This is a genomic window from Acinetobacter sp. YH12040, from assembly GCF_013420005.1.
GTDB classification, from domain to species: domain Bacteria; phylum Pseudomonadota; class Gammaproteobacteria; order Pseudomonadales; family Moraxellaceae; genus Acinetobacter; species Acinetobacter amyesii.
This window is the reverse complement of record NZ_VOZB01000001.1, coordinates 40,287-59,488: the sequence shown is the minus strand read 5'-3', so window position 1 is coordinate 59,488 and position 19,202 is coordinate 40,287. Positions and strand designations below refer to the sequence as shown.

General features: G+C 39.3%; 20 protein-coding genes. 11 read left to right on the top strand and 9 right to left on the bottom strand.

Features of this window, described 5'->3' with window-relative positions:
* Nucleotides 1–20: 20 nt before the first annotated feature.
* From FTT99_RS00325 to FTT99_RS00305, 5 genes are all read left to right on the top strand, one after another.
* A complete protein-coding gene (locus tag FTT99_RS00325) occupies nucleotides 21–236 on the top strand; it encodes a hypothetical protein (RefSeq protein ID WP_078193934.1) in 216 nt (71 codons plus the stop codon).
* A gap of 205 nt (nucleotides 237–441) precedes the next feature.
* Nucleotides 442–1,665, top strand: coding sequence for a sodium/glutamate symporter (gltS, locus tag FTT99_RS00320; RefSeq protein WP_180132159.1), 1,224 nt, complete (start codon nucleotides 442–444; stop codon nucleotides 1,663–1,665).
* A 95-nt stretch (nucleotides 1,666–1,760) separates the two neighbouring features.
* Complete coding sequence (locus FTT99_RS00315; protein WP_180132158.1) at nucleotides 1,761–2,618, top strand: tetratricopeptide repeat protein; 858 nt, start codon at nucleotides 1,761–1,763, stop codon at nucleotides 2,616–2,618.
* 203 nt (nucleotides 2,619–2,821) lie between these two features.
* Entirely contained in the window at nucleotides 2,822–3,034 is a 213-nt protein-coding gene (locus tag FTT99_RS00310; RefSeq protein ID WP_078193931.1) for a DUF4177 domain-containing protein, read from the top strand.
* Nucleotides 3,031–3,243 carry a hypothetical protein gene (locus tag FTT99_RS00305; RefSeq protein WP_180004964.1) on the top strand — a complete coding sequence of 71 codons (213 nt, stop codon included), beginning with the start codon at nucleotides 3,031–3,033 and terminating at the stop codon, nucleotides 3,241–3,243. Before FTT99_RS00310 ends, FTT99_RS00305 begins: the two co-directional genes overlap by 4 nt.
* Before the next feature lie 85 nt (nucleotides 3,244–3,328).
* Here the strand turns inward: FTT99_RS00305 and FTT99_RS00300 are convergent, their stop codons facing one another.
* Both FTT99_RS00300 and FTT99_RS00295 read right to left on the bottom strand, forming a co-directional pair.
* Nucleotides 3,329–3,814: an Lrp/AsnC family transcriptional regulator gene (locus FTT99_RS00300; RefSeq protein WP_078188537.1), complete on the bottom strand. Its 486-nt coding sequence runs from the start codon at nucleotides 3,812–3,814 to the stop codon at nucleotides 3,329–3,331.
* 215 nt (nucleotides 3,815–4,029) lie between these two features.
* Nucleotides 4,030–4,890 (bottom strand): alpha/beta fold hydrolase, encoded by an 861-nt coding sequence (locus FTT99_RS00295; protein ID WP_180132157.1) that lies wholly within the window; start codon nucleotides 4,888–4,890, stop codon nucleotides 4,030–4,032.
* A 174-nt stretch (nucleotides 4,891–5,064) separates the two neighbouring features.
* Between FTT99_RS00295 and FTT99_RS00290 the strand changes: the two genes are divergently transcribed.
* Nucleotides 5,065–5,526 (top strand): hypothetical protein, encoded by a 462-nt coding sequence (locus FTT99_RS00290; RefSeq protein ID WP_180107444.1) that lies wholly within the window; start codon nucleotides 5,065–5,067, stop codon nucleotides 5,524–5,526.
* 274 nt (nucleotides 5,527–5,800) lie between these two features.
* On the opposite strand, the gene FTT99_RS00285 is transcribed toward FTT99_RS00290, so the two are convergent.
* On the bottom strand, nucleotides 5,801–6,037 hold the full coding sequence (locus FTT99_RS00285) for a hypothetical protein (protein WP_078188534.1): 237 nt from the start codon (nucleotides 6,035–6,037) through the stop codon (nucleotides 5,801–5,803).
* A 556-nt stretch (nucleotides 6,038–6,593) separates the two neighbouring features.
* Nucleotides 6,594–7,886, bottom strand: coding sequence for a branched-chain amino acid transport system II carrier protein (gene brnQ, locus FTT99_RS00280; RefSeq protein WP_180132156.1), 1,293 nt, complete (start codon nucleotides 7,884–7,886; stop codon nucleotides 6,594–6,596).
* A gap of 349 nt (nucleotides 7,887–8,235) precedes the next feature.
* Here brnQ and map point away from each other — a divergent pair, with 349 nt between their 5' ends.
* Nucleotides 8,236–9,030, top strand: a complete 795-nt coding sequence (map, locus tag FTT99_RS00275; RefSeq protein ID WP_078193926.1) for a type I methionyl aminopeptidase — start codon at nucleotides 8,236–8,238, stop codon at nucleotides 9,028–9,030.
* A 321-nt stretch (nucleotides 9,031–9,351) separates the two neighbouring features.
* On the opposite strand, the gene FTT99_RS00270 is transcribed toward map, so the two are convergent.
* Complete coding sequence (locus tag FTT99_RS00270; RefSeq protein ID WP_078188531.1) at nucleotides 9,352–10,266, bottom strand: LysR substrate-binding domain-containing protein; 915 nt, start codon at nucleotides 10,264–10,266, stop codon at nucleotides 9,352–9,354.
* A gap of 279 nt (nucleotides 10,267–10,545) precedes the next feature.
* Between FTT99_RS00270 and FTT99_RS00265 the strand changes: the two genes are divergently transcribed.
* Nucleotides 10,546–11,457 (top strand): LysR family transcriptional regulator, encoded by a 912-nt coding sequence (locus tag FTT99_RS00265; protein ID WP_180131537.1) that lies wholly within the window; start codon nucleotides 10,546–10,548, stop codon nucleotides 11,455–11,457.
* Nucleotides 11,458–11,590: 133 nt separating this feature from the next.
* On the opposite strand, the gene FTT99_RS00260 is transcribed toward FTT99_RS00265, so the two are convergent.
* Nucleotides 11,591–12,499, bottom strand: a complete 909-nt coding sequence (locus FTT99_RS00260; protein ID WP_180131534.1) for an alpha/beta fold hydrolase — start codon at nucleotides 12,497–12,499, stop codon at nucleotides 11,591–11,593.
* 24 nt (nucleotides 12,500–12,523) lie between these two features.
* Entirely contained in the window at nucleotides 12,524–13,063 is a 540-nt protein-coding gene (locus tag FTT99_RS00255; RefSeq protein WP_180114259.1) for a PadR family transcriptional regulator, read from the bottom strand.
* A gap of 181 nt (nucleotides 13,064–13,244) precedes the next feature.
* Here FTT99_RS00255 and FTT99_RS00250 point away from each other — a divergent pair, with 181 nt between their 5' ends.
* The 3 genes from FTT99_RS00250 (at nucleotide 13,245) to FTT99_RS00240 (ending at nucleotide 17,093) form a co-directional block, all read left to right on the top strand.
* On the top strand, nucleotides 13,245–15,269 hold the full coding sequence (locus tag FTT99_RS00250) for an NADPH-dependent 2,4-dienoyl-CoA reductase (RefSeq protein ID WP_180114258.1): 2,025 nt from the start codon (nucleotides 13,245–13,247) through the stop codon (nucleotides 15,267–15,269).
* Nucleotides 15,270–15,394: 125 nt separating this feature from the next.
* Nucleotides 15,395–15,799: a nuclear transport factor 2 family protein gene (locus FTT99_RS00245; protein ID WP_121532411.1), complete on the top strand. Its 405-nt coding sequence runs from the start codon at nucleotides 15,395–15,397 to the stop codon at nucleotides 15,797–15,799.
* Between the two features lie 202 nt (nucleotides 15,800–16,001).
* Nucleotides 16,002–17,093, top strand: coding sequence for a YheT family hydrolase (locus tag FTT99_RS00240; protein WP_180131532.1), 1,092 nt, complete (start codon nucleotides 16,002–16,004; stop codon nucleotides 17,091–17,093).
* Between the two features lie 40 nt (nucleotides 17,094–17,133).
* Here FTT99_RS00240 and FTT99_RS00235 read toward each other — a convergent pair whose 3' ends face one another.
* Together FTT99_RS00235 and dkgB are read right to left on the bottom strand one after the other, a co-directional pair.
* Nucleotides 17,134–18,309, bottom strand: a complete 1,176-nt coding sequence (locus FTT99_RS00235; protein WP_078193921.1) for an MFS transporter — start codon at nucleotides 18,307–18,309, stop codon at nucleotides 17,134–17,136.
* A 1-nt stretch (nucleotide 18,310) separates the two neighbouring features.
* Complete coding sequence (gene dkgB / locus FTT99_RS00230; RefSeq protein ID WP_218954473.1) at nucleotides 18,311–19,117, bottom strand: 2,5-didehydrogluconate reductase DkgB; 807 nt, start codon at nucleotides 19,115–19,117, stop codon at nucleotides 18,311–18,313.
* Between the last annotated feature and the right edge of the window lie 85 nt (nucleotides 19,118–19,202).

Below are 19,202 nucleotides of genomic sequence, written 5' to 3'. Positions count from 1 at the left end.
AAATCAAGATTTAATATTCAATGCCCAAACAATCCCGCTTCCTCTGCATAGGTGGTTTCCTTAACGGAACCCAAGTCAAAGATCAAGGCGAAAGCTTTGTCTGTGTCGAAAATGGCAAACAGATGACTTACCACAAAAAAGAAATCTTTAACCAAGATGCGTGGGATCAAGATTACTATGTCTGTGAAACCACCAGTGATAAAGAAGCGCATAACTGGGTATTCGATATCAAATAATGTCTCAAAATTCCTGTTTTTGAGTCATAAACGACCAATGCTTAGCACATCACATACGCTGAGTATTTTTATTTATTTCACTTATTAGGCTTCAAAAATGTGTAGTAGAAGAAGGGGGGTAAATAGCTTATTTACATTTTTCTAGCTGAAAAAATCAAATAATTATGTAAAAAGATAAATAAAATTGAGCACTTAAGATTAAATTATGAATTATGAGCTAGATGCTTTTTTGACAATTGTCGTGGCGGTTTTGGTTTTATTTATCGGTTATTTCTTCGTACACAAAATTTCCATCCTGAAAAAATACAACATTCCTGAACCTGTAGCAGGCGGTTTGGTCGCTGCGATTATCACATTTATATTATTTAAAAACTTTAATATCACCGTAAATTTTGATGCCAAAATTCAGCAAATATTCATGCTGATGTTCTTTACCTCTGTAGGTTTGAGCGCAAGTCTTGGAAAACTCAAAGAAGGCGGAAAAGCACTGGTACTGTTTTTAGGCTGTGTGATTGTATTTGTCATGCTGCAAAACATCGTCGGTATCAGCTTGGCCAAAGTTTTGGGACTAGATCCACTCATCGGCTTAATTACAGGTTCCGTTACGCTTACGGGCGGTCACGGTACAGCAGGTGCATGGGGTACAGTCTTTGAACAAGATCATGGTATACAAGGTGCAGTCGTACTCGGTATGGCAAGTGCAACCTTCGGCTTGGTGATTGGAGGCATGATGGGCGGGCCAGTGGCGAAATTCCTCATCCGCCGTTTTCAGTTGGCAGAAGAACTTGTACCGACAACAGGACGTAATGAAGCACCGCCTGCATCTGAAACTGCGCCTTTCGAATATCCTGAAAAAACTCGTTTAATTACCGCAGATGATGCCATCAAAACGATGGGGATGTTTGCCATCTGTATCAGTTTTGCCTACTTCATGAAGGACTTCGCTCGCGGACTGTGGTTTGAGTTACCTACATTCGTTTGGGCTTTGGCTTGTGGTGTATTTTTAAGAAATACCTTGGAGCTAGGCTTTAAAATAGAAATGTTTGACCGCTGTATCGATGTATTTGGTAACGCATCCTTGGCATTATTTTTATCCATGGCGCTGATGTCATTGCAGCTCTGGTTATTGGCAGATCTTGCAGGCCCGCTGGTGATTATTTTACTGGTACAAACCCTCGTTTTAGCACTGTATCTGTACTTTGTAACTTTTAGAATCATGGGAAAAAGTTACGATGCAGCAGTACTTTGTGCAGGGCAATGCGGCGTGAACCTCGGTGCGACACCTACAGCGATTGCCAATATTCAGGCAGTGACCAATACCTATGGACCTTCACATAAAGCCTTTTTGATCATACCTTTGACAGGGGCGTTTTTTGTAGACATTGTCAATGCTGTGGTCATTCAGATAACGATAGGCTTCTTCGGTTAAAGCTGTATATACTGCTTAAAAAAATGCTAAAGCATCTAGAGAGGGTGCTTCAGCATTTCATTTTTCACCATCTTATTGATCAAGAATAATAAACAATGAAAGTTTTAAAATATCATTTGCCTTACATCAAATTGTTCATGCTATTTGTATTAACAGTACTTCCATTTTCCATAACCTATTCAGCTGAAATTGATGTCCAAAAGACCATAGTTCAAGCGCAAAATAACGAAAAGCAGGCGCTGTATGATTTGGCTGTACTGAAACATATGGGGCTAGAAGGTGTGCAGATTAATCTGCCCGAAGCCATAGCGTTGTATAAACGTGCTTCTGCCTTAGGGCACCGCTCTGCAAATCAAAATTTGGGATTGATATATTACAAAGGTGTCGGTGTAAAAGTAGATTATGTGGAAGCTGCAAAATGGTTTGAGATTGGTGCTGAAAGAAATTTAGAAGATTCAAAGCGTATGCTTTTGATCATGAATAAATATGAACTCATTCCAAGGAATGAGAAAAAATTGGAAAGTCTTTTAATTGAATTTGCAAATAAAGGCAAGCAAGAAGATATCGAACAATTGGCCGACTATTATTACTATACGAAGCAAAATATGCAGCTTGCTGAAAAGCCAACGATGTTGTTGGCTGAACAAGGCTTGGCTCAATATCAGTCCCGTTTGGGTATGATTTATTATCAAGGTATTGATGCAAAGCCTGATTATAAAAAGGCTTATCCGTGGTTTTTAAAGGCTGCGGAAGCAAATGATTTGAACGGAAAAATTAGCGTAGCAAGTTTTTATTTGGGTGGGCTAGGCGTGCAGCAAGATTTTGAAAAAGCTGCTGCATGGTTTAATTCGGCTTATCAGCAAGACCCTGTGAAAACATGTGAAATTCACAGTCTTGTTTTGTCAAAATTGAACAATGAAATACAACAATGTGAGCTAAGTAGAAAACAATAAAAAGCCCCATGGTTAGGGGCTAGTCGTATCACTCGCGTGATACTCATATAAGGCTCATCTCATACTGCGTGTATTAAAGCATAAAATTGAAAAAAATGCTGAGCAAATTGACAGTTAAAACTTGGTTGTTTTAGGAAAAACCGATCGTTATACTTTGCTCTGAACATTTGTTCATTTCACTATAACCATAAAGAACTATATTGATGAAAGAATATAAAGTTGTTATCTATCAAGAAGGTATGCTGGGATCTTTGCTGCTTGGCTCTTCAAAAGTTGATCCTGTTAAATTCACCAATTTTTTAAATCAAAATGCACAGCAAGGCTGGGCTGTGATTACGATGGAAAAGGATATCCGTCGTATGCTGCTTTTTTGGAAGCGCGAAGCTTATGTAGTTGTTTTGGAGAGAGAAAAATGAAATACGGTGTCTTTAGTGCACTTATTATTTCAGTTTTATGGGGTTTATTAGCCATCGCTCAATTATGGTTTGAGTTGCTCAGTGTCGAAGTATTTACCAAACTAACCGTCACAGTAGCGATCTTAGAAGCCATCATTATTATTGCAACATTGGTCATACGTGAGTATTTGACAGATAAAAAATTGAAAAAAGATGGCTATATAGATTAGAACACATAAATAGGGCAATTGAGTGCTGAACTCAATTGCCCTTAAATTTTAAAGTCATCTTATAGATTAGATCTATATTGGCTCATTACTCAATCATCATGAGGTCAGCACTGCTGGCAGATTTTAATTGTCGTAGCGCAAAAATAGAGCGGGTGTGGCGTATACCTTTCATAGAATATAAGTTTTTACGCAAAAAACGTTCATAGTGTTCAGCATTTTTAACTGCAACTTTCACCAAATAATCGTAATCGCCAGTGACTAAATGGGCCTCTACCACTTCTGGCATATTGGCTAAAGTTTCACTAAATTGATCTAAAATTTCATCATCGTGACGTTCTAATGTGATTTCAATAAAGAATAATTCATTGATCCCAATCGATTTTGGGTTGATGTTGGCAGTATAGCCATCGATAATTTTTAAATTTTCTAGACGCTTTAAGCGTGTCCAACACGGCGAAGAGGAGAGACCAACACGTTCAGAAAGCTGGGCTATGGTGAGTCGTCCATCTTCTCTTAATGCGGATAATATTAAACGATCAATTCTGTCGAGGTTGTGTCGTGCTTCACTCATGCCAAAATAGAATATAATTGAGAAAAAATAGTTATATCATTTTTTGCAATGGTCGGCTGAAGAAAATAAGTACACTTGGACGTTCAGTGCAGATTTTAAAGATAGAAAATAGAATATGTAAGCTGTCAGGCAGTTTGAATGAATCTAAAAGTAGAAATTATTGTGCAGTCCATAAAAAGACCACTCAGCCGGATTACTGACTGAGTGGCAAAAACTTAAGCGTGTAACTGTTGTTCAATGATCGGCCATAGGTTTTGATGTGATGATTTAAACATCAACATATGTCCGATGGCTTTATGACCTGTTTCTTTCGGTTTTAACTCAATCATTTGAGTCGAAGCATTCGGGTATAAGCGCAGCAAGTCTTTGACATTGGCTTCCGTGGCAATTTCGTCATCGGAGCTCCATACGGCAGTGATCGGGCAGCTCACTTGTTGATGAAAATCATGCTGAACAGTTTTGCCTAAGGCATTGATGATATAACCAGGTTTGCTACAAAATTCAGCCCATTCACGAGCTACATCTTTTGGCAAATTTTCACCCATGCCAATTGCATTGGTCGGGCCATAGCCAATGGTATAGCGTGCAATCGGGAAGATCACATTAAACATCACTGGAGCTAAAAGTTTGGTACGACCTTTAAGTTTTTTTACATGACCTGTAGAGCCAGAAACAGCAACCACTTTGGCAACTTTGTCAAAATTTGGCACGATACCTAATAATTGTCCGCCTGCGCTATGACCGAGTAATATGACTTTAGGCGCTTGCGTTTTACTGATCAAGGCGTCGATTGCCGCAGGGATATCAAGCTGCCCCCATTGCACAATACTTGCTGTCGATTCTTTTAGAGGGCTGTGTAGCGACTCACCAATACCACGAAAATCAAAAACTAAAACGTCATAGCCTTGTTGGCTCAACCATGTTGCATAACTATTATAAAATTGCTTGGTAATGCCTGTGGCTGGACAAATCAACACAGGTAAAACCTGTTTGAGCTCTGTCTGGTGCGGATAAAAGCGCGCACTCAGTGAATAACCGTCTTGGCAATGAATCGTGAGTTTTTCAGATGATGACATGATTCAAACTTCATGGGTGTGTTCCGATGACTCTAATTTACACAAGTTCCAAAAAGAAACCTGAAAAGAGTATGACTCTAAAGTCATGTCATAACAGGTTTGAAGCAAGTACTATTACAGTAGAAATACAGATAAAAATAATGCGTGTAATTGAACAATGGATGTAAATTAAAAATGGACATGCTTCAACTTTCGGGTGCAGTAAAAATTGCGATAGTCTTTAGTGGGATTTATTTATGGGTAGGTATGCTCACGGGTGTGTGGAAATATGCACAAATAAGACAGTCTGAACTGGCACGTGCGCATTATTATGTCGATATAGCACATCGGAGCAGTTTGTTATACGCCCCAGCGACGCTTATTTTAGCGGTATTGGCCTATTTTTCAGCACTTCCACATACACTCAATTTACTCTTTGTAATCATCAATTTGTTCTTTTTTAGCTTTTCGATTTTAAGCTATGTGCTGCATGGCTTTTTAGCTGATACCACCAATCAATTTAAAGTACCGCACGTCTTAGGCAAATGGCATTTACCTAAATGGATGATGAGTATGGCAATGCTTGGATTGGTGATTGGTGAGTTAATTGCAACACTCGGATTGCTCTTTGGAGTCATCGTTAAATTTTGGTTTTAAGCAAAGTAGTATCAATCATAAATAGTACCAATTAGATTGGAAGCTAATCAGGAGATAAAAGCTTTTAAAGTGCAGACGATGGCTATGTAGAAGAATTTATAAAACAAAATTTGAAGTTCTGCAGAATTGAAAATTTATGAGAAAAGGCTGATGATTTTCTGGTTATTTTAGGGATTATTTGTATTGTTATTTAAAAAGGATTAAATGATCGAGAAGGTAGGGATTGGCATCTTTTCTTTTTTCAAGATGGATGATGCCTCATCCATCTTCTAACTTAAAATTCTGTTGATTTTTGCTTTCGATATTTGTGGTCAATGACTGCCCATAAATAAAAGGCCACCGAGACAATAAGCGCATAAGCAAAGTATTCAGGTCTTAAATTTCCTTGTATTAAGCCTTGAATAAGTAGTGTCAGCATGAGAGCAATAGTGGTGCTTGTATAGGTCACCATGTTCTTATTTGCCTTCAGAGCGTTAATGAAGAATTGCTTTTTGAAATGTACTGATAACATCTCCACCCCTCCGTGTTGTTGTTTAGCCAAAACCCATGATTTTGGTCAGGTTTGAACTACTGTTGTACTTCGAAACTAGAAGTATTTCAATAGTAAATGTCATTATTTTGTCATAAAACTATGTTAGATCATCATATAAGAATAATCATTTTATTCATATACTAAATATTATGAATCTAAAGGTGTTGACTGGTGAGTAAAATGGTCGTGCATAATATCTATGTATGAATAAGCAATATATATACCAACACGGGTATATCGGCTTTATGACAAGAAACCGCCTAGCTTACAGTCTGAATCGGGCTTAATCATGGAGTTTGTGTACGGTGTATTTTGCAGAAAGTATTTGTATTTTAACTATTATTATATTTTGTAGCCAAATGGCTGGCTTTTTTCTCATCATGAAAATAAAACTTTATTTAAAAGTTCAATGAATTAGGATTATTGCGCTGTAGTAGGACAAATAAATGTCAGTTTGGGTAAAACTCGACAATTATTGGTCACAGGTAAAATCGTCATTCGGGTAAAACTCCGATTTTAGACAAGTCAAAAAAGGTTATTTTTTAACTTTATCAATTACAGCAGCAATAATCAGCACAATTACAGAAGGGATCAGCCATGCTAAATTTTGTTGAGCAAGTGGTAGATTGGCAATAAAGCTTGGAAGTGCATCTTCGAAACCAGCCACTTTTAAACCGTCAAAAATACCGAAAATAAACGCACATGCGGTAACAGGCGCAATAACTCTTGATGGTGAAATAAACCATTTAGAGCAGAAGCTAAGTAGGATAACTGCAATCGCAGGTGGATAAATCGCACTTAAAACAGGTACTGAAACAGCAATGAGTTTGGTTAAACCTAAGTTTGAAATAAGCAGTGAGAAGCCAACTAAAATGAACACAAAAACTTTGTATGGAATTTTAGTCAATTCTGAGAAATATTCAGCACATGCGCAGGTTAAGCCTATCGCAGTCACCATACATGCAACAAAAATCATTGCGGATAGGAAATAAGCGCCCATATCACCAAAAGCATGTTGTACATATGCATGCAGGATCACTGCACCATTTGTTGCGTTTGGAGCAATATCATGGCTGCCCATACCGAGTTTGAATAAACTGATATAAACCAGGGTAAGACCAATACCTGAAATAATACTGGCAATAACAGCATACTTGGTGACGAGCTTACTATCCGTTACGCCGCGTGAAGTAATGGCTTTGACGATCACAATACCAAAAACTAAAGCGCCTAGTGTATCCATGGTTAAATAACCATTTACTACACCTTCAGAAACTGGTGCAGTTACGTAGTTATCAATTGCAGGTGGAATCACACCGGCAGGGATAAAGAACGCAGAGATACCCAGTATAACGAGGCCTAAAATCTTGAGTGGTGAAAGGAAATAACCTACGGTATCTAAAATTTTATTTGGGTAAAGTGAAACAATCGTCACCAATGCAAAATAAATCACGCTATAAAGCAGCAGACTGTTTGCGCCGTTACCAAAATAAGAAGAGAAACCAATTTCATAAGAAACGGTAGCTGTACGAGGTGTTGCAAATAAAGGTCCAACAGCTAAGTAACACGCGACAGTAAGGATAATGCTGGCTGCTTTACCCAAAGGCGAACTTAAAACTTGAATAGAACCTTCAACACGCGACAAAGCAATAATCGTGATGACAGGTAGACCAACTGCGGTGATTAAGAAACCAAATGCAGCTAACCAAACATGTTCACCCGCTTGCTGTGCGACAATTGGTGGGAAAATAATGTTACCTGCACCAATAAACAGTGCGAAGGTCATAAAACCTAAGGCAACAATATCTCGTGTACGAAGACTTGTCATAAAGGGGAGATGAACTGTGAAAAAAGGCAATTTTAGTGCAATTAAGCCCTTTTTTGGAGCAAAATTTATAAATCGTATAGATAGTTTTTATAATACGAATTATGAATATATTGACAGATAAAATAATGTTTTATTTATATTTATGATAAATAAAAGAAATTTATTGTATATAAATTTTTTATAGGAATATGTTTAACTATTAAGATTTATCAGATATAAATCAATTGTTCTAATTTTCAGCACTAAATAGGATGCTATAAGCCGAATAAATGCAGAAATATTGGCTGAATAAAACAAAAAAAATCTAAAAGGTCTATAATTCGGTGTATTCAAATTTGAGGATATTCAGATGAAAGCTTCCAAAATCACGATTAAAACCGAGCAAGATATTGAAAAATTACGCATTTCAGGTCGTTTAGCTGCTCAGGTTTTAGAGATGATCGGGGAGTATGTCAAGCCGGGCGTGACCACTGAATATCTAGACGATATCTGTAATGATTTTATCGTCAACACACTTAAAGTGATTCCTGCCAACGTTGGCTACTATGGCTATACCAAAACCACCTGTATTTCACCGAATGAAGTGGTTTGTCATGGTATTCCTTCGAAAGAAACCGTATTGAAAGATGGTGACATTATCAATATTGATGTTGCCATCATTAAAGATGGTTATTTTGGTGATACCAGTCGTATGTACTATGTGGGTGAGGTTTCGCCTGCGGCTAAAAAGTTAGTGGAAACTACCTACGAAGCCATGGTTGCAGGGATTCATGCAGTTAAACCGGGAGCAACTTTGGGGGATGTAGGCTATGCCATTCAACAAGTTGCTCATCGTGAAGGCTACAGCATTGTACGTGAATACTGTGGTCACGGGATTGGTAAGGTTTATCATGAGCAACCAAGTGTTTTACACTATGGTCAACCGGGTCAAGGTGTCATTCTGAAAAAAGGCATGGTCTTTACCATTGAACCTATGATTAATAGCGGTAAAGCACGTACTAAAGAGTTAAAAGACGGTTGGACAGTAATTACCGCTGACCGTTCTTTATCGGCACAGTGGGAACATATGGTTGTTGTAACCGATACTGGTTTTGAGTTGTTATCTCCATGGCCAGAGGGTACAGGCGAATATCCCGCGATCTAAGCTCTGTAGTGATGTTAATGCCATATCTGCTGTGTCTAAATGATTGAAGTTAAATAAAATTATACAGTTGTATATTTTTTGACTTTAGTCTAGGAGTTCGTGGTGGTTATGGGCGTTATTGTTTTTAAGACTAACTACATTTCTCTAAGTCTTAATTTGTAAGGCTTTGCCTATAGCTCAAAAAATCAGTTAGAGCTATTAACGATTTAATAAAGATGTATTTTATTTATACAATAGCCCTACAGATTCTGCTGTAGTTTCTGATTTTACTTAGTTTTTAAGTTTTCGCTTACCCATCACATGGGTAAGCTTTTTTTTTGCTTAAAATTTAGCGTGTTCATGTTGGCTGAGTTTTTCAACTAAGTAATCAATGAATACACGTACAGCAGGTAGTAAGCCACGACGAGATGGATAAACTGCATGGAAAATACCATGTGCAGCTTTCCATTCAGGTAGTACACGAACCAAAGCACCTGATTTCACGTGATCGGACACAATACTGTCGGGTAATAACACCACGCCACAATCTTGGCAGGCCAGTGCAGCTAACATAGACAGGTCAGAGCCCATCACGGTTGGGTTAACTTTGATTTTTTTCTGATGATGCTGTGCATCGGTCACAATAATATGTTGATCGAGATGCTCATCCGCCATACTTAATATTTGATGCTGAGATAAATCTTCAGGTTGTTTGAGTTCACCAAATTTATTCAGATACGCCTGACTGGCAAATAAGTGCTGCTCAATCGTTTCAAATTTACGAATGACTAAATTAGGGTCGTCGTCTAGATTTGAACGTACACGTAGCGCAAGATCGAAGCCTTCATTAATGATATCTACGCGTCGATTGGTCACCATCATTTGCACTTTGATTTCTGGATATTGCTTTAAAAATTCAGGCAATATTTTGGTCATTTCATTTTGCGCGATGGAAACAGGTAAGCTGACTTTAATTAAGCCGCGCGGCTGTGTGCTGAGATGATCAACCAAATCGTGTGCGGCTTGAGCGGCATTCATCATGACTTGTGCATGGCGATAGATATTCATACCAATATCTGTAACAGCAAAATGTCGTGAGCTACGTTGAATCAGGCGGACACCTAAACGTTCTTCTAAGTTATAGACTCGACGACTCAGTTTTGATTTTGGAATATCTGTTGCACGTTCTGCTGCACTAAAACCACCATGTTCGACCACTTGGGCAAAACAATAAAAATCATCTAGATCACTCAGCACTGTTCTTATTCCATATTTGCAACGATTTAGCTAATTAACTTGAATTGTTTCATGAAGTCAATCACGTTTTGTAGTTTTTCATGTGAGAAGATTGAGCAAAATTTCCAAGACTAAAGTCGGGTTAACCTTGTAATCGTTTCACATTAGCATGACCAAACAATAAATGTGGTGTATACATCTTTTAAATAACCGAATTTGAAGGATGTGATTTGAGTGTCGTCCTGATATATTCAAATAAAAGACCATTATGAAAGAAATTCGACATTAAAGGACAATGTCATGGAATTAAGACATTTACGTTACTTTGTCGCCGTTGTAGAAGAACAGAGTTTTACGAAGGCTGCTGAAAAGCTATTTATTGCTCAACCTCCTTTAAGTCGTCAAATTCAAAATTTAGAAGAAGAGTTGGGTGCACAGCTTTTTGAGCGTGGCAGCCGTCCTTTAAGAACCACCACCATTGGCCGTTTCTTTTATCAGCAAGCCGTGAAATTACTTTCAAATGCAGAAGAAATTAAGCTCATTACGCAGCGGGCCAGTGCTACAGAACGTACCATTAATATTGGGTATGGCGGTTCCTTACTCTGTGGTTTATTGCCTCGAATCGTTTATTTGTTCCGTCAGCAATATCCACACTTAAATGTAAATTTAATTGAACTGAGTGCAGTTGATCAGATTCAGGCATTAAAAGAAGGTCGGGTTGATGCATGTTTTAGCCGAGTTCGTGTGTCGGATCAGGCGGTTAAACGTGTGCTATTACGTGAAGAGCCACTAATTGTTGCGGTGCATTCGAGCCATCCTTTATCTTCACAGCAGCAGATTGCATTAAATAATCTCAAAGATGAGCAGATTTTTATCTATCCAGCAACGGATGGTCAAAGTTATGCAACGCTAATCAAGTCGTTGTTTTTAGAATATGGTATGGAGCCGAAACGCTTTAGCACTCAAGCTGATTTGCAGCAATCACTAGGCATGGTTGCCGCAGGTGAAGGCATTTGTATTGTTCCTGAATCTGTACAAATTATGCAGTTTAGGCATGTGAATTATGTGAAATTATCGGATAGTGCAGCCATTAGCCAAATTTATTTGATCGTGCGGAATGATGATGAAGGGGAATTGGCACGTCCTTTATTTGACTGCGTTTACCAAGTGTATGATTTGGAAGCAATTGAATATGATCGTCGAGTTTTCTAACACTTGTTAGAACATTAAAAATAATTTGATTTTGAAATTAATTTTTAAGTTACTTATTAAGTAACACCAGCCTGCATATAAAAAAACAGGCTCAATCTTGAAAGTATTGAGCCTGTTTTTTTATTCAGTCTTACTAGATCGATTGTTTTAAGAACTTGGTGATTTCACGGCTGAATTTGACCGGTTCACTGAGCAATGGCGTGTGTCCCGATTTTTTAAAAATAATCTGCTCTGCATTGGCTAGGCTGTCAGCAATAATTTTTTGACCTTGAGCAGGATAGAGGATCGATTTTGCCCCTGTGAAAAAAGTTGTTGGCGCGGTGAGTGCTGCAATGGCTTCACGATAATCTTCAGTATGGTTTAAATAATTTTGAATATACCAATATAAATAGGCCACACTTTGTGATGGTAACATCAGCTTCTGTAAAGTTGGTTGTTGGTATGCAAAACGAAAAGCGGATAATGTATAAGGATTGCTATTTTGTAAGTCTATGAACCTTAACCAAGCGTCGACCAGACCTTGACGGTCATGTTTATTCATCTGCTGTGCAAATGGCACGGAGAGGTTGGTTGCAAGTACCTTCGAGATGTCTTCTAAAATACTCAAAAACTCAGTGTGGCGTTTGCCATATAAACCATATTGCCAATCTGCATCTACTCGAATTTTAGGCGTTTGATCGATGTGCAAATAACGTTTAATTTTTTCAGCAAACTGACCGTATTTTAAACCGTGCATGGTGGTCGTTGCCCCCATGGAGTAAGCAATCACCGTGATTTTATCGTAACCAAGTTGGGAAACTAAGCTGTCAATATCTCGCCAATGGCTTGAAATGGTGTCCATATTGGGAATTTGACAAAGTTTAGAGCCGCCAAATCCACGCCAGTCTGGAATGATAAATTTAAAGTGTTTTCGGTGTTGATATAGAAAAGGGTGCCATTGCCAACTTTGCATGCCCAGTCCAGATAAAACCAGAATGGGTTCTCCTTGACCATATTCACGAACATACAGTTGTTGCTGATCGGGCATTGTATAGTGTGGCATGCAGCTTCCTATTTATTTTTTGTTTTAGTGATTAAATTTATGCAACTGTGGAATGATAGTTTCGAGCCATTTGATCCAACCGATTTCCAAATCAATCCCAAGCTGTAAAATCATTTTATGAATGTACAAGGTACGGTCTTCATCATGCGCATGTGCAAAGTCTTTTGCAAAAATAGACTGGTACACTTTTAGTTTTTCTTTGTGAATTTCAAGATGACGTTCTAATTCGGGTAATACGCCGTTTGTGCCCAGTTGAGCTTCAGCACGTAAACGAACCATCAACTCTTCACGTAATTGAGCTGGAGGGCTTTGCTCAACCATCCAATTGGCTAATTCAACACGTCCAAGCTGTTCAACTCGGTAGGTTTTTTTACGGGTTGTGCTGTGCTCATCTTCAATAGTGCTGATCCAGCCTTTTTGCTGCATGCCACTGAGTTCACGGTAGATTTGCTGATGTGTTGCATTCCAAAAAAAGCCCATAGAGCGGTCAAAACGGCGTGCAAGGTCAATTCCTGTACTCGGTTTTTCAAGTAAGCTCGTGAGTAAAACATGGGCTAAAGACATATATGGCTCAGTCAAAATAGTTTTGTACTTTTTATTATGCAACATGTTGCATAAAAATCAAATCTCGCATATAAATTAGTGCAACAAGTTGCAAAAATCTTGTATGCGTAGATGGAAAGAGAAAGCTCGTATACAAGCGAAGATAAAAATAGCCAGCTTTTCAGCACGCTAAGGAGAAAAAATGTCAAATTATCCAAATTTATTGGCACCACTAGATTTAGGTTTTACAACGCTAAAGAACCGTGTATTGATGGGTTCTATGCATATCGGCCTTGAAGAAGCACCGGGTGGCTATGAACGCATGGCTGCTTTTTATGCAGAACGTGCGAAAGGTGGTGTAGGTCTGATTGTAACCGGTGGTATTTCTCCCAATGATGATGGTGTGACATTTGCTGGTGGTTCAAAATTAGACTCTTTAGAAGAAGCAGAAAAACATAAAGTGATTACGCAGGCGGTACATGATGCTGGCGGTAAAATTGCGATGCAGATTTTGCATACAGGTCGTTACTCGTATCAGGCCAATAATGTTGCACCTTCATCTATTCAAGCACCAATTAACCCAGTAAAACCGCAAGCTTTAAGCACAGCAGACGTCGAACGCACAATCAATGATTTTGCCAAATGTGCTCAGTTAGCACAGACAGCGGGTTATGATGGTGTAGAGGTCATGGGGTCAGAAGGTTATTTAATTAATGAGTTTATTGCTGCACGTACCAACCACCGTGATGATGAATGGGGTGGCAGTTATGAAAACCGGATTCGTTTTCCAATCGAGATCGTGCGTCGTACGCGTGAAATAGTTGGTGAAAATTTTATTATTATTTACCGTCTTTCTATGCTGGATCTGGTTGAAGGTGGTTCGACTTTCGAAGAAGTTGTGCAACTTGCAAAAGCCATTGAAAAAGCCGGTGCAACTATTATCAATACCGGTATTGGTTGGCATGAAGCGCGTATTCCGACCATTGCAACCAAAGTGCCGCGTGCTGCATTTACATGGGTGACCAAGAAATTAAAAGGTCTTGTGAATGTTCCTTTAATCACCTCAAACCGTATTAACACTCCTGAAATGGCTGAACATGTTCTTGCATCAGGTGATGCAGATATGGTGTCCATGGCACGTCCAATGCTGGCTGACCCACGTTTTGTAGAAAAAGCAGAACAAGGTCGTAGTGATGAAATTAATACCTGTATTGGTTGTAATCAAGCCTGCTTAGATCATATTTTCTCGATGAAAATTGCAACATGTTTGGTTAACCCTCAAGCCTGCTATGAAACTGAGCTGATATTTAAAGAATCTGCACAGGTGAAAAATATCGCTGTGATTGGTGCGGGACCTGCGGGTTTAAGCTTTGCAACTTATGCAGCAGAACGTGGTCACAATGTAACGGTTTTTGAAGCTTCAAGCCAAATTGGTGGGCAGTTTAATATTGCGAAAACGATTCCTGGTAAAGAAGAGTTTTATGAAACGCTGCGTTATTTCAAACGCAAAATAGAACTATTGCCTCAGATTAAATTGGTACTGAACCATACGGCAACCTATGAAGAATTAGCTCAGTCTGATTTTGATGACATCGTGGTGGCGACGGGTGTAACACCGCGTCAGTTAGATATAGATGGTATTGATCATCCAAAAGTATTGAGCTATTTACAGGTTTTACGTGAACGTCACCCTGTTGGCAAACGTGTAGCAATCATTGGTGCAGGCGGTATTGGTTTCGATACGGCTGAATATTTAACGCATGAAGGTGAGAGCGGTAGCCTCAATCCTGAGAAATTTTATGATGAATGGGGAATTGATACCACTTATGCGCAAGTCGGTGGCTTGAAACATCCAGACGTCGAAGAATCGCCGCGTGAAGTGTATTTATTGCAACGTAAGGCTAAATCGGTTGGTGCTGGCTTAGGTAAAACCACGGGGTGGATTCACCGTACAGGTTTGAAACACCGCGATGTGAAAATGATTGCGGGTGCAAGCTACGATAAAATTGATGATCAAGGTTTGCATATTACCGTTGATGGTCAACCACGTATTTTAGATGTTGATCATGTTGTGATTTGTGCAGGTCAGGAATCCTATACCGCGATGTATGAACAGCTACAAGCAGATGGGAAAAATGTGCATTTGATTGGTGGTGCGAAAGAAGCAGGTGAGTTAGATGCTAAACGTGCCATTCGTCAAGGTGCAGATTTGGCTGCGGTGATTTAATCAGCCTCATACTAAACCACGACAACTTCATTCAATTTAATATGCAGTTGTCGTGCTTCCTCTCCCTTTGGGAGAGGAGTTTGAGGAAAGGGAAATGATTCATCAACAAAAAAAAGGACATAAACATGACTATTGAAACAACAAAAAAATCTGTTGCACGTTGGCACGAAATGCTCGACACACGGGATATGAATATTTTAAATGAACTCTTGGCAGAGGATGTGGTGTTTCGTTCACCTGTCGCGTTTAACCCATATCCGGGTAAGCCTGTAGTAACTTTTATTTTGACCAATGTGATTCAAATTTTTGAAAATTTTACCTATCACCGTGAGTTTTACTCAGAAGATGGTTTAAATGTGGTGCTTGAGTTCTCTGCCAATGTTGGCGAGAAAAAGTTAAAAGGGATCGACATGATTCAGTTTAATGAACAAGGACAGATGATTGATTTTGAAGTCATGCTCCGTCCGAAAAGTGGGTTGGAAGCATTGGCGGCGAAAATGGGTGAGCGCATTATGCAATATCAGCCTTGAATCTGCTGATTTTAAATGCTCATCACAGAATGATAAAAAGCATGATGGATTTTGTCATGCTTTTTGCTTATGAGGCTTAAGCAAACAAATATTGCTAGCGAGATATGGTTTTGTATATACGTTTTTTTAACGGGCATTGTTAGTCAAAGTGAAAAGATGGAAATGATTTGCTGTAGAGCGAAGCGAGGTGAAGGTAAGGTCAATGAATAATGTGATTCATAAAGGGCGTCAGGCTCTTTTAAATTTTGTAGATCATGCTATCGGTGCAGAATTACCACAGCTTTATTTTCATCCTGAAGGGCAAATGAAACATGTGCTGCCGAAGTTAACGCAACTACATGAAAAATATCGTCCTACGCCTTGGCTTTCGAATACCCATGCTCATTTACTGTATTTTGATGTCATTAAAAAGCGTCAAGTGAAGCTTAAATATGATGCTATAGAGCAGCTGACCATGGCTGATGGTGGAATCACAGCCATTGCATGGTTGGGCTTAGATTTGCCTGCAGATGTACCAACCGTGGTGCTCATGCATACGATTACGGGAGCGCCTGAAAGTATGCGAGAAGTGGTTCGGGATCTTCATCTATATACAGGTTGGCGCATTGCACTGTGTTTAAGACGCGGTCATGCCAATTTACCTATGCCAGTTGCCAAAATAAACTTATTTGGTTCAACAGATGACTTACGTGAACAGATTGCCTTTATTCAGCAGAAATTTCCCGCATCGAGTTTGTATGGCGTCGGTTCATCTGCCGGAACGGGGCTATTGGTTCGCTATTTAGGCGAGCAAGGTGAGGAAACACCACTTAAAGCGGCTTTTGCTTTATGTCCGGGCTATGATACTGAGCTTGGCTTTAAAAATGTCCATCCTTTTTACAGTAAAATGATGACGAAAAAGCTCTTTCAGAAATTTGTAGAACCCTATTCTGCAACATGGTCAGCAACACCCTCTTTAATTGATGTATTGAAAAGTAAAAATCTGGCGCAGTTTGAGCGTGCTTATTTCCAAATGGCGGGTTTTGCCGATTATGAAAGTTATGCAAAATCTACCAATCCAATTTATGTATTTGAAAATCTTAAAATTCCATTGATGATTTTAAATGCGGAAGATGATCCAGTTTGCCACATTCAAAACTTTGAACCCTATAAAGATTTAATTCGTTCTTTGCCGAATGTTGTGGTGGTGACCACCAAAAAGGGCAGTCACTGTGGTTATTATGAAGGTCTTGTTGACACCCATTCATGGGCAACCAAATTGATGGCAGATTTTTTAAAGTTATATGCGAACTAAAAAAAATAGCCTACTTTGGGTAGGCTATTTTGAGTGTGTATTACTCAGCTTGTGCGCAACATGCAGTCGTTTGAGGTTTAAGCTTCATCTGTATCAATACTAAAATCAACGCTATAGCGCTCAGTGTAGCGCCTGCATACGATACTGCTGCATAGCTTAGGTTAAGATTTAGCACTGCGGCACCTGCGACTGCACCCAAAGCATTTCCAAGATTAAATGCGCCGATGTTCACTGAAGAAGCGAGGCCTGGGGCATCGTGTGCGACTGTCATAACACGCATTTGTAAAGGTGGTACGACTGCAAAGGCTGCTGCTCCCCAGATGATTAAAGCAATCGCCGCGCCAATGGTGGTTGTTGCTAAAATTGGAAATAACAGCATCATCAGCATCAGTAAGACTAAAAAGCCAATCAAGGTTTTATCTAAGGATTGATCTGCAAACTTACCACCGAAATGGTTACCGATTGAAAATCCGATCCCGATTAAAACCAACATGAAAGTGATAAGTTCAGGACTTGCATGGGTAAAGACTTTTAAACTCGGAGCAATATAGGTATAGAGCGCGAACATAGCTCCAGCACTCATGACAGTGGTCAGCAGTGCTAAAACAACAGGCATGCGTGTTAATACTTTTAACTCTGCTCGTACATCAGGTTTTTCGGTCTGTTGCTGATGGGGCAGTGCTTTCCATAATGCCAACATAGTGATGATGCCCAGTAAGGTAATGGCTGCAAAAGACATACGCCAACCGATATTTTGCCCTACCCACGTTGCAAGTGGCACACCGCCAATATTGGCAATGGTCAAGCCCATAAACATCATAGCAACAGCACTGGCTTGTTTATCTTTCGGCACAACACTCGCTGCAACCACAGAACCTAAGCCAAAAAATGCACCATGATTTAAGCTGGTGACTAAGCGTGCAGCCATTAAACCAAGATAATTGGGTGCAATCGTTGCCAAAATATTACCGATGGTAAAGATTGCCATCAGTAAAATAAGGGCAGTACGTTTAGGAAAACGTGCTAACCATAAGGTCATTAATGGGGCACCAATCATGACGCCAACGGCATAGGCACTAATCAGTAAGCCCGCTTGAGGAATAGACACCGATAAATCTGCTGCGATTTCAGGCAAAAAACCCATCGGTGAAAATTCTGTTGTGCCAATTGCAAAAGCACCTACGGCTAATGCAATTAATGGAAAATTGAATTTCATATTAAATATCCCACACTGGAGCAAGTTCAGGTGGGTTCACTTCACGCGCATTTCTGTCTAGTGTGGTAATGGCCTGCATCTGTTCTGGTGTTAAATGAATCTCTTGAGCTTTTAAATTACTGATTAAATGTTCACGTTTGGTTGATGATGGAATCACGGCATAACCTTTTTGCAGTGCCCATGCGAGTGCAATTTGGGCCGAAGTGACTTGGTGTTCGGCCGCAATATTTAACAGGGTTGGGTCTTGCAAAACTTTGCCATAAGCCAAGGTCATATAGGATGTGACATCTATATTGTTCGTTTGCAGATAATTGACCAATTTTTGATTTTGCAAATATGGACTAAGTTCAATTTGATTGGTTGCAATATTTTCTAGCCCGATGTGATCAATGGCTTGTTGAGTGAGCTCAATATTAAAATTAGATACACCAATATGTTCAGTCAAACCTTGTTTTTTTGCTTCAAGTAAATGTCCCATTAATTCAGGAATATCGACTCCTAGAGCAGGTGCTGGCCAATGAATAAGTGTGAGGTTAACTGCATCAGTCCTCAATTTAATTAAACTGTCTTTTAGACTGGGTATTAGTTTGTCGGCAGCATAATTTTCAGTCCAAATTTTCGTGGTTAAGAAAATATCAGCTCGATTGACCTGACTTTCATGGAGTGCTTGGCCTACTTCTGCTTCATTAGCGTAAATTTGTGCGGTGTCTACAGCACGATATCCTACCTCTAAGGCTGTTTTAACTGAATGAATGACAGTTTCACCTGCCAAACGGAAGGTACCGACACCAAATTGGGGAACAATCATCAGGAATTCTCTTTTTTGAATTGATGCTATTGTGCTGCTAATTTTAATGAAGAAAAATGCATGAGTTTGGAATATATTATTGATT

What these genes read in the sequence shown, in the direction of transcription:
- FTT99_RS00325 (WP_078193934.1), top strand. Translation starts at nt 21, where the DNA reads ATGCCCAAACAATCCCGCTTCCTCTGCATAGGTGGTTTCCTTAACGGA.
- gltS (WP_180132159.1), top strand. Translation starts at nt 442, where the DNA reads ATGAATTATGAGCTAGATGCTTTTTTGACAATTGTCGTGGCGGTTTTG.
- FTT99_RS00315 (WP_180132158.1), top strand. Translation starts at nt 1,761, where the DNA reads ATGAAAGTTTTAAAATATCATTTGCCTTACATCAAATTGTTCATGCTA.
- FTT99_RS00310 (WP_078193931.1), top strand. Translation starts at nt 2,822, where the DNA reads ATGAAAGAATATAAAGTTGTTATCTATCAAGAAGGTATGCTGGGATCT.
- FTT99_RS00305 (WP_180004964.1), top strand. Translation starts at nt 3,031, where the DNA reads ATGAAATACGGTGTCTTTAGTGCACTTATTATTTCAGTTTTATGGGGT.
- FTT99_RS00300 (WP_078188537.1), bottom strand. Translation starts at nt 3,814, where the DNA reads ATGAGTGAAGCACGACACAACCTCGACAGAATTGATCGTTTAATATTA.
- FTT99_RS00295 (WP_180132157.1), bottom strand. Translation starts at nt 4,890, where the DNA reads ATGTCATCATCTGAAAAACTCACGATTCATTGCCAAGACGGTTATTCA.
- FTT99_RS00290 (WP_180107444.1), top strand. Translation starts at nt 5,065, where the DNA reads ATGGACATGCTTCAACTTTCGGGTGCAGTAAAAATTGCGATAGTCTTT.
- FTT99_RS00285 (WP_078188534.1), bottom strand. Translation starts at nt 6,037, where the DNA reads ATGTTATCAGTACATTTCAAAAAGCAATTCTTCATTAACGCTCTGAAG.
- brnQ (WP_180132156.1), bottom strand. Translation starts at nt 7,886, where the DNA reads ATGACAAGTCTTCGTACACGAGATATTGTTGCCTTAGGTTTTATGACC.
- map (WP_078193926.1), top strand. Translation starts at nt 8,236, where the DNA reads ATGAAAGCTTCCAAAATCACGATTAAAACCGAGCAAGATATTGAAAAA.
- FTT99_RS00265 (WP_180131537.1), top strand. Translation starts at nt 10,546, where the DNA reads ATGGAATTAAGACATTTACGTTACTTTGTCGCCGTTGTAGAAGAACAG.
- FTT99_RS00260 (WP_180131534.1), bottom strand. Translation starts at nt 12,499, where the DNA reads ATGCCACACTATACAATGCCCGATCAGCAACAACTGTATGTTCGTGAA.
- FTT99_RS00255 (WP_180114259.1), bottom strand. Translation starts at nt 13,063, where the DNA reads ATGTCTTTAGCCCATGTTTTACTCACGAGCTTACTTGAAAAACCGAGT.
- FTT99_RS00250 (WP_180114258.1), top strand. Translation starts at nt 13,245, where the DNA reads ATGTCAAATTATCCAAATTTATTGGCACCACTAGATTTAGGTTTTACA.
- FTT99_RS00245 (WP_121532411.1), top strand. Translation starts at nt 15,395, where the DNA reads ATGACTATTGAAACAACAAAAAAATCTGTTGCACGTTGGCACGAAATG.
- FTT99_RS00240 (WP_180131532.1), top strand. Translation starts at nt 16,002, where the DNA reads ATGAATAATGTGATTCATAAAGGGCGTCAGGCTCTTTTAAATTTTGTA.
- FTT99_RS00235 (WP_078193921.1), bottom strand. Translation starts at nt 18,309, where the DNA reads ATGAAATTCAATTTTCCATTAATTGCATTAGCCGTAGGTGCTTTTGCA.
- dkgB (WP_218954473.1), bottom strand. Translation starts at nt 19,117, where the DNA reads ATGATTGTTCCCCAATTTGGTGTCGGTACCTTCCGTTTGGCAGGTGAA.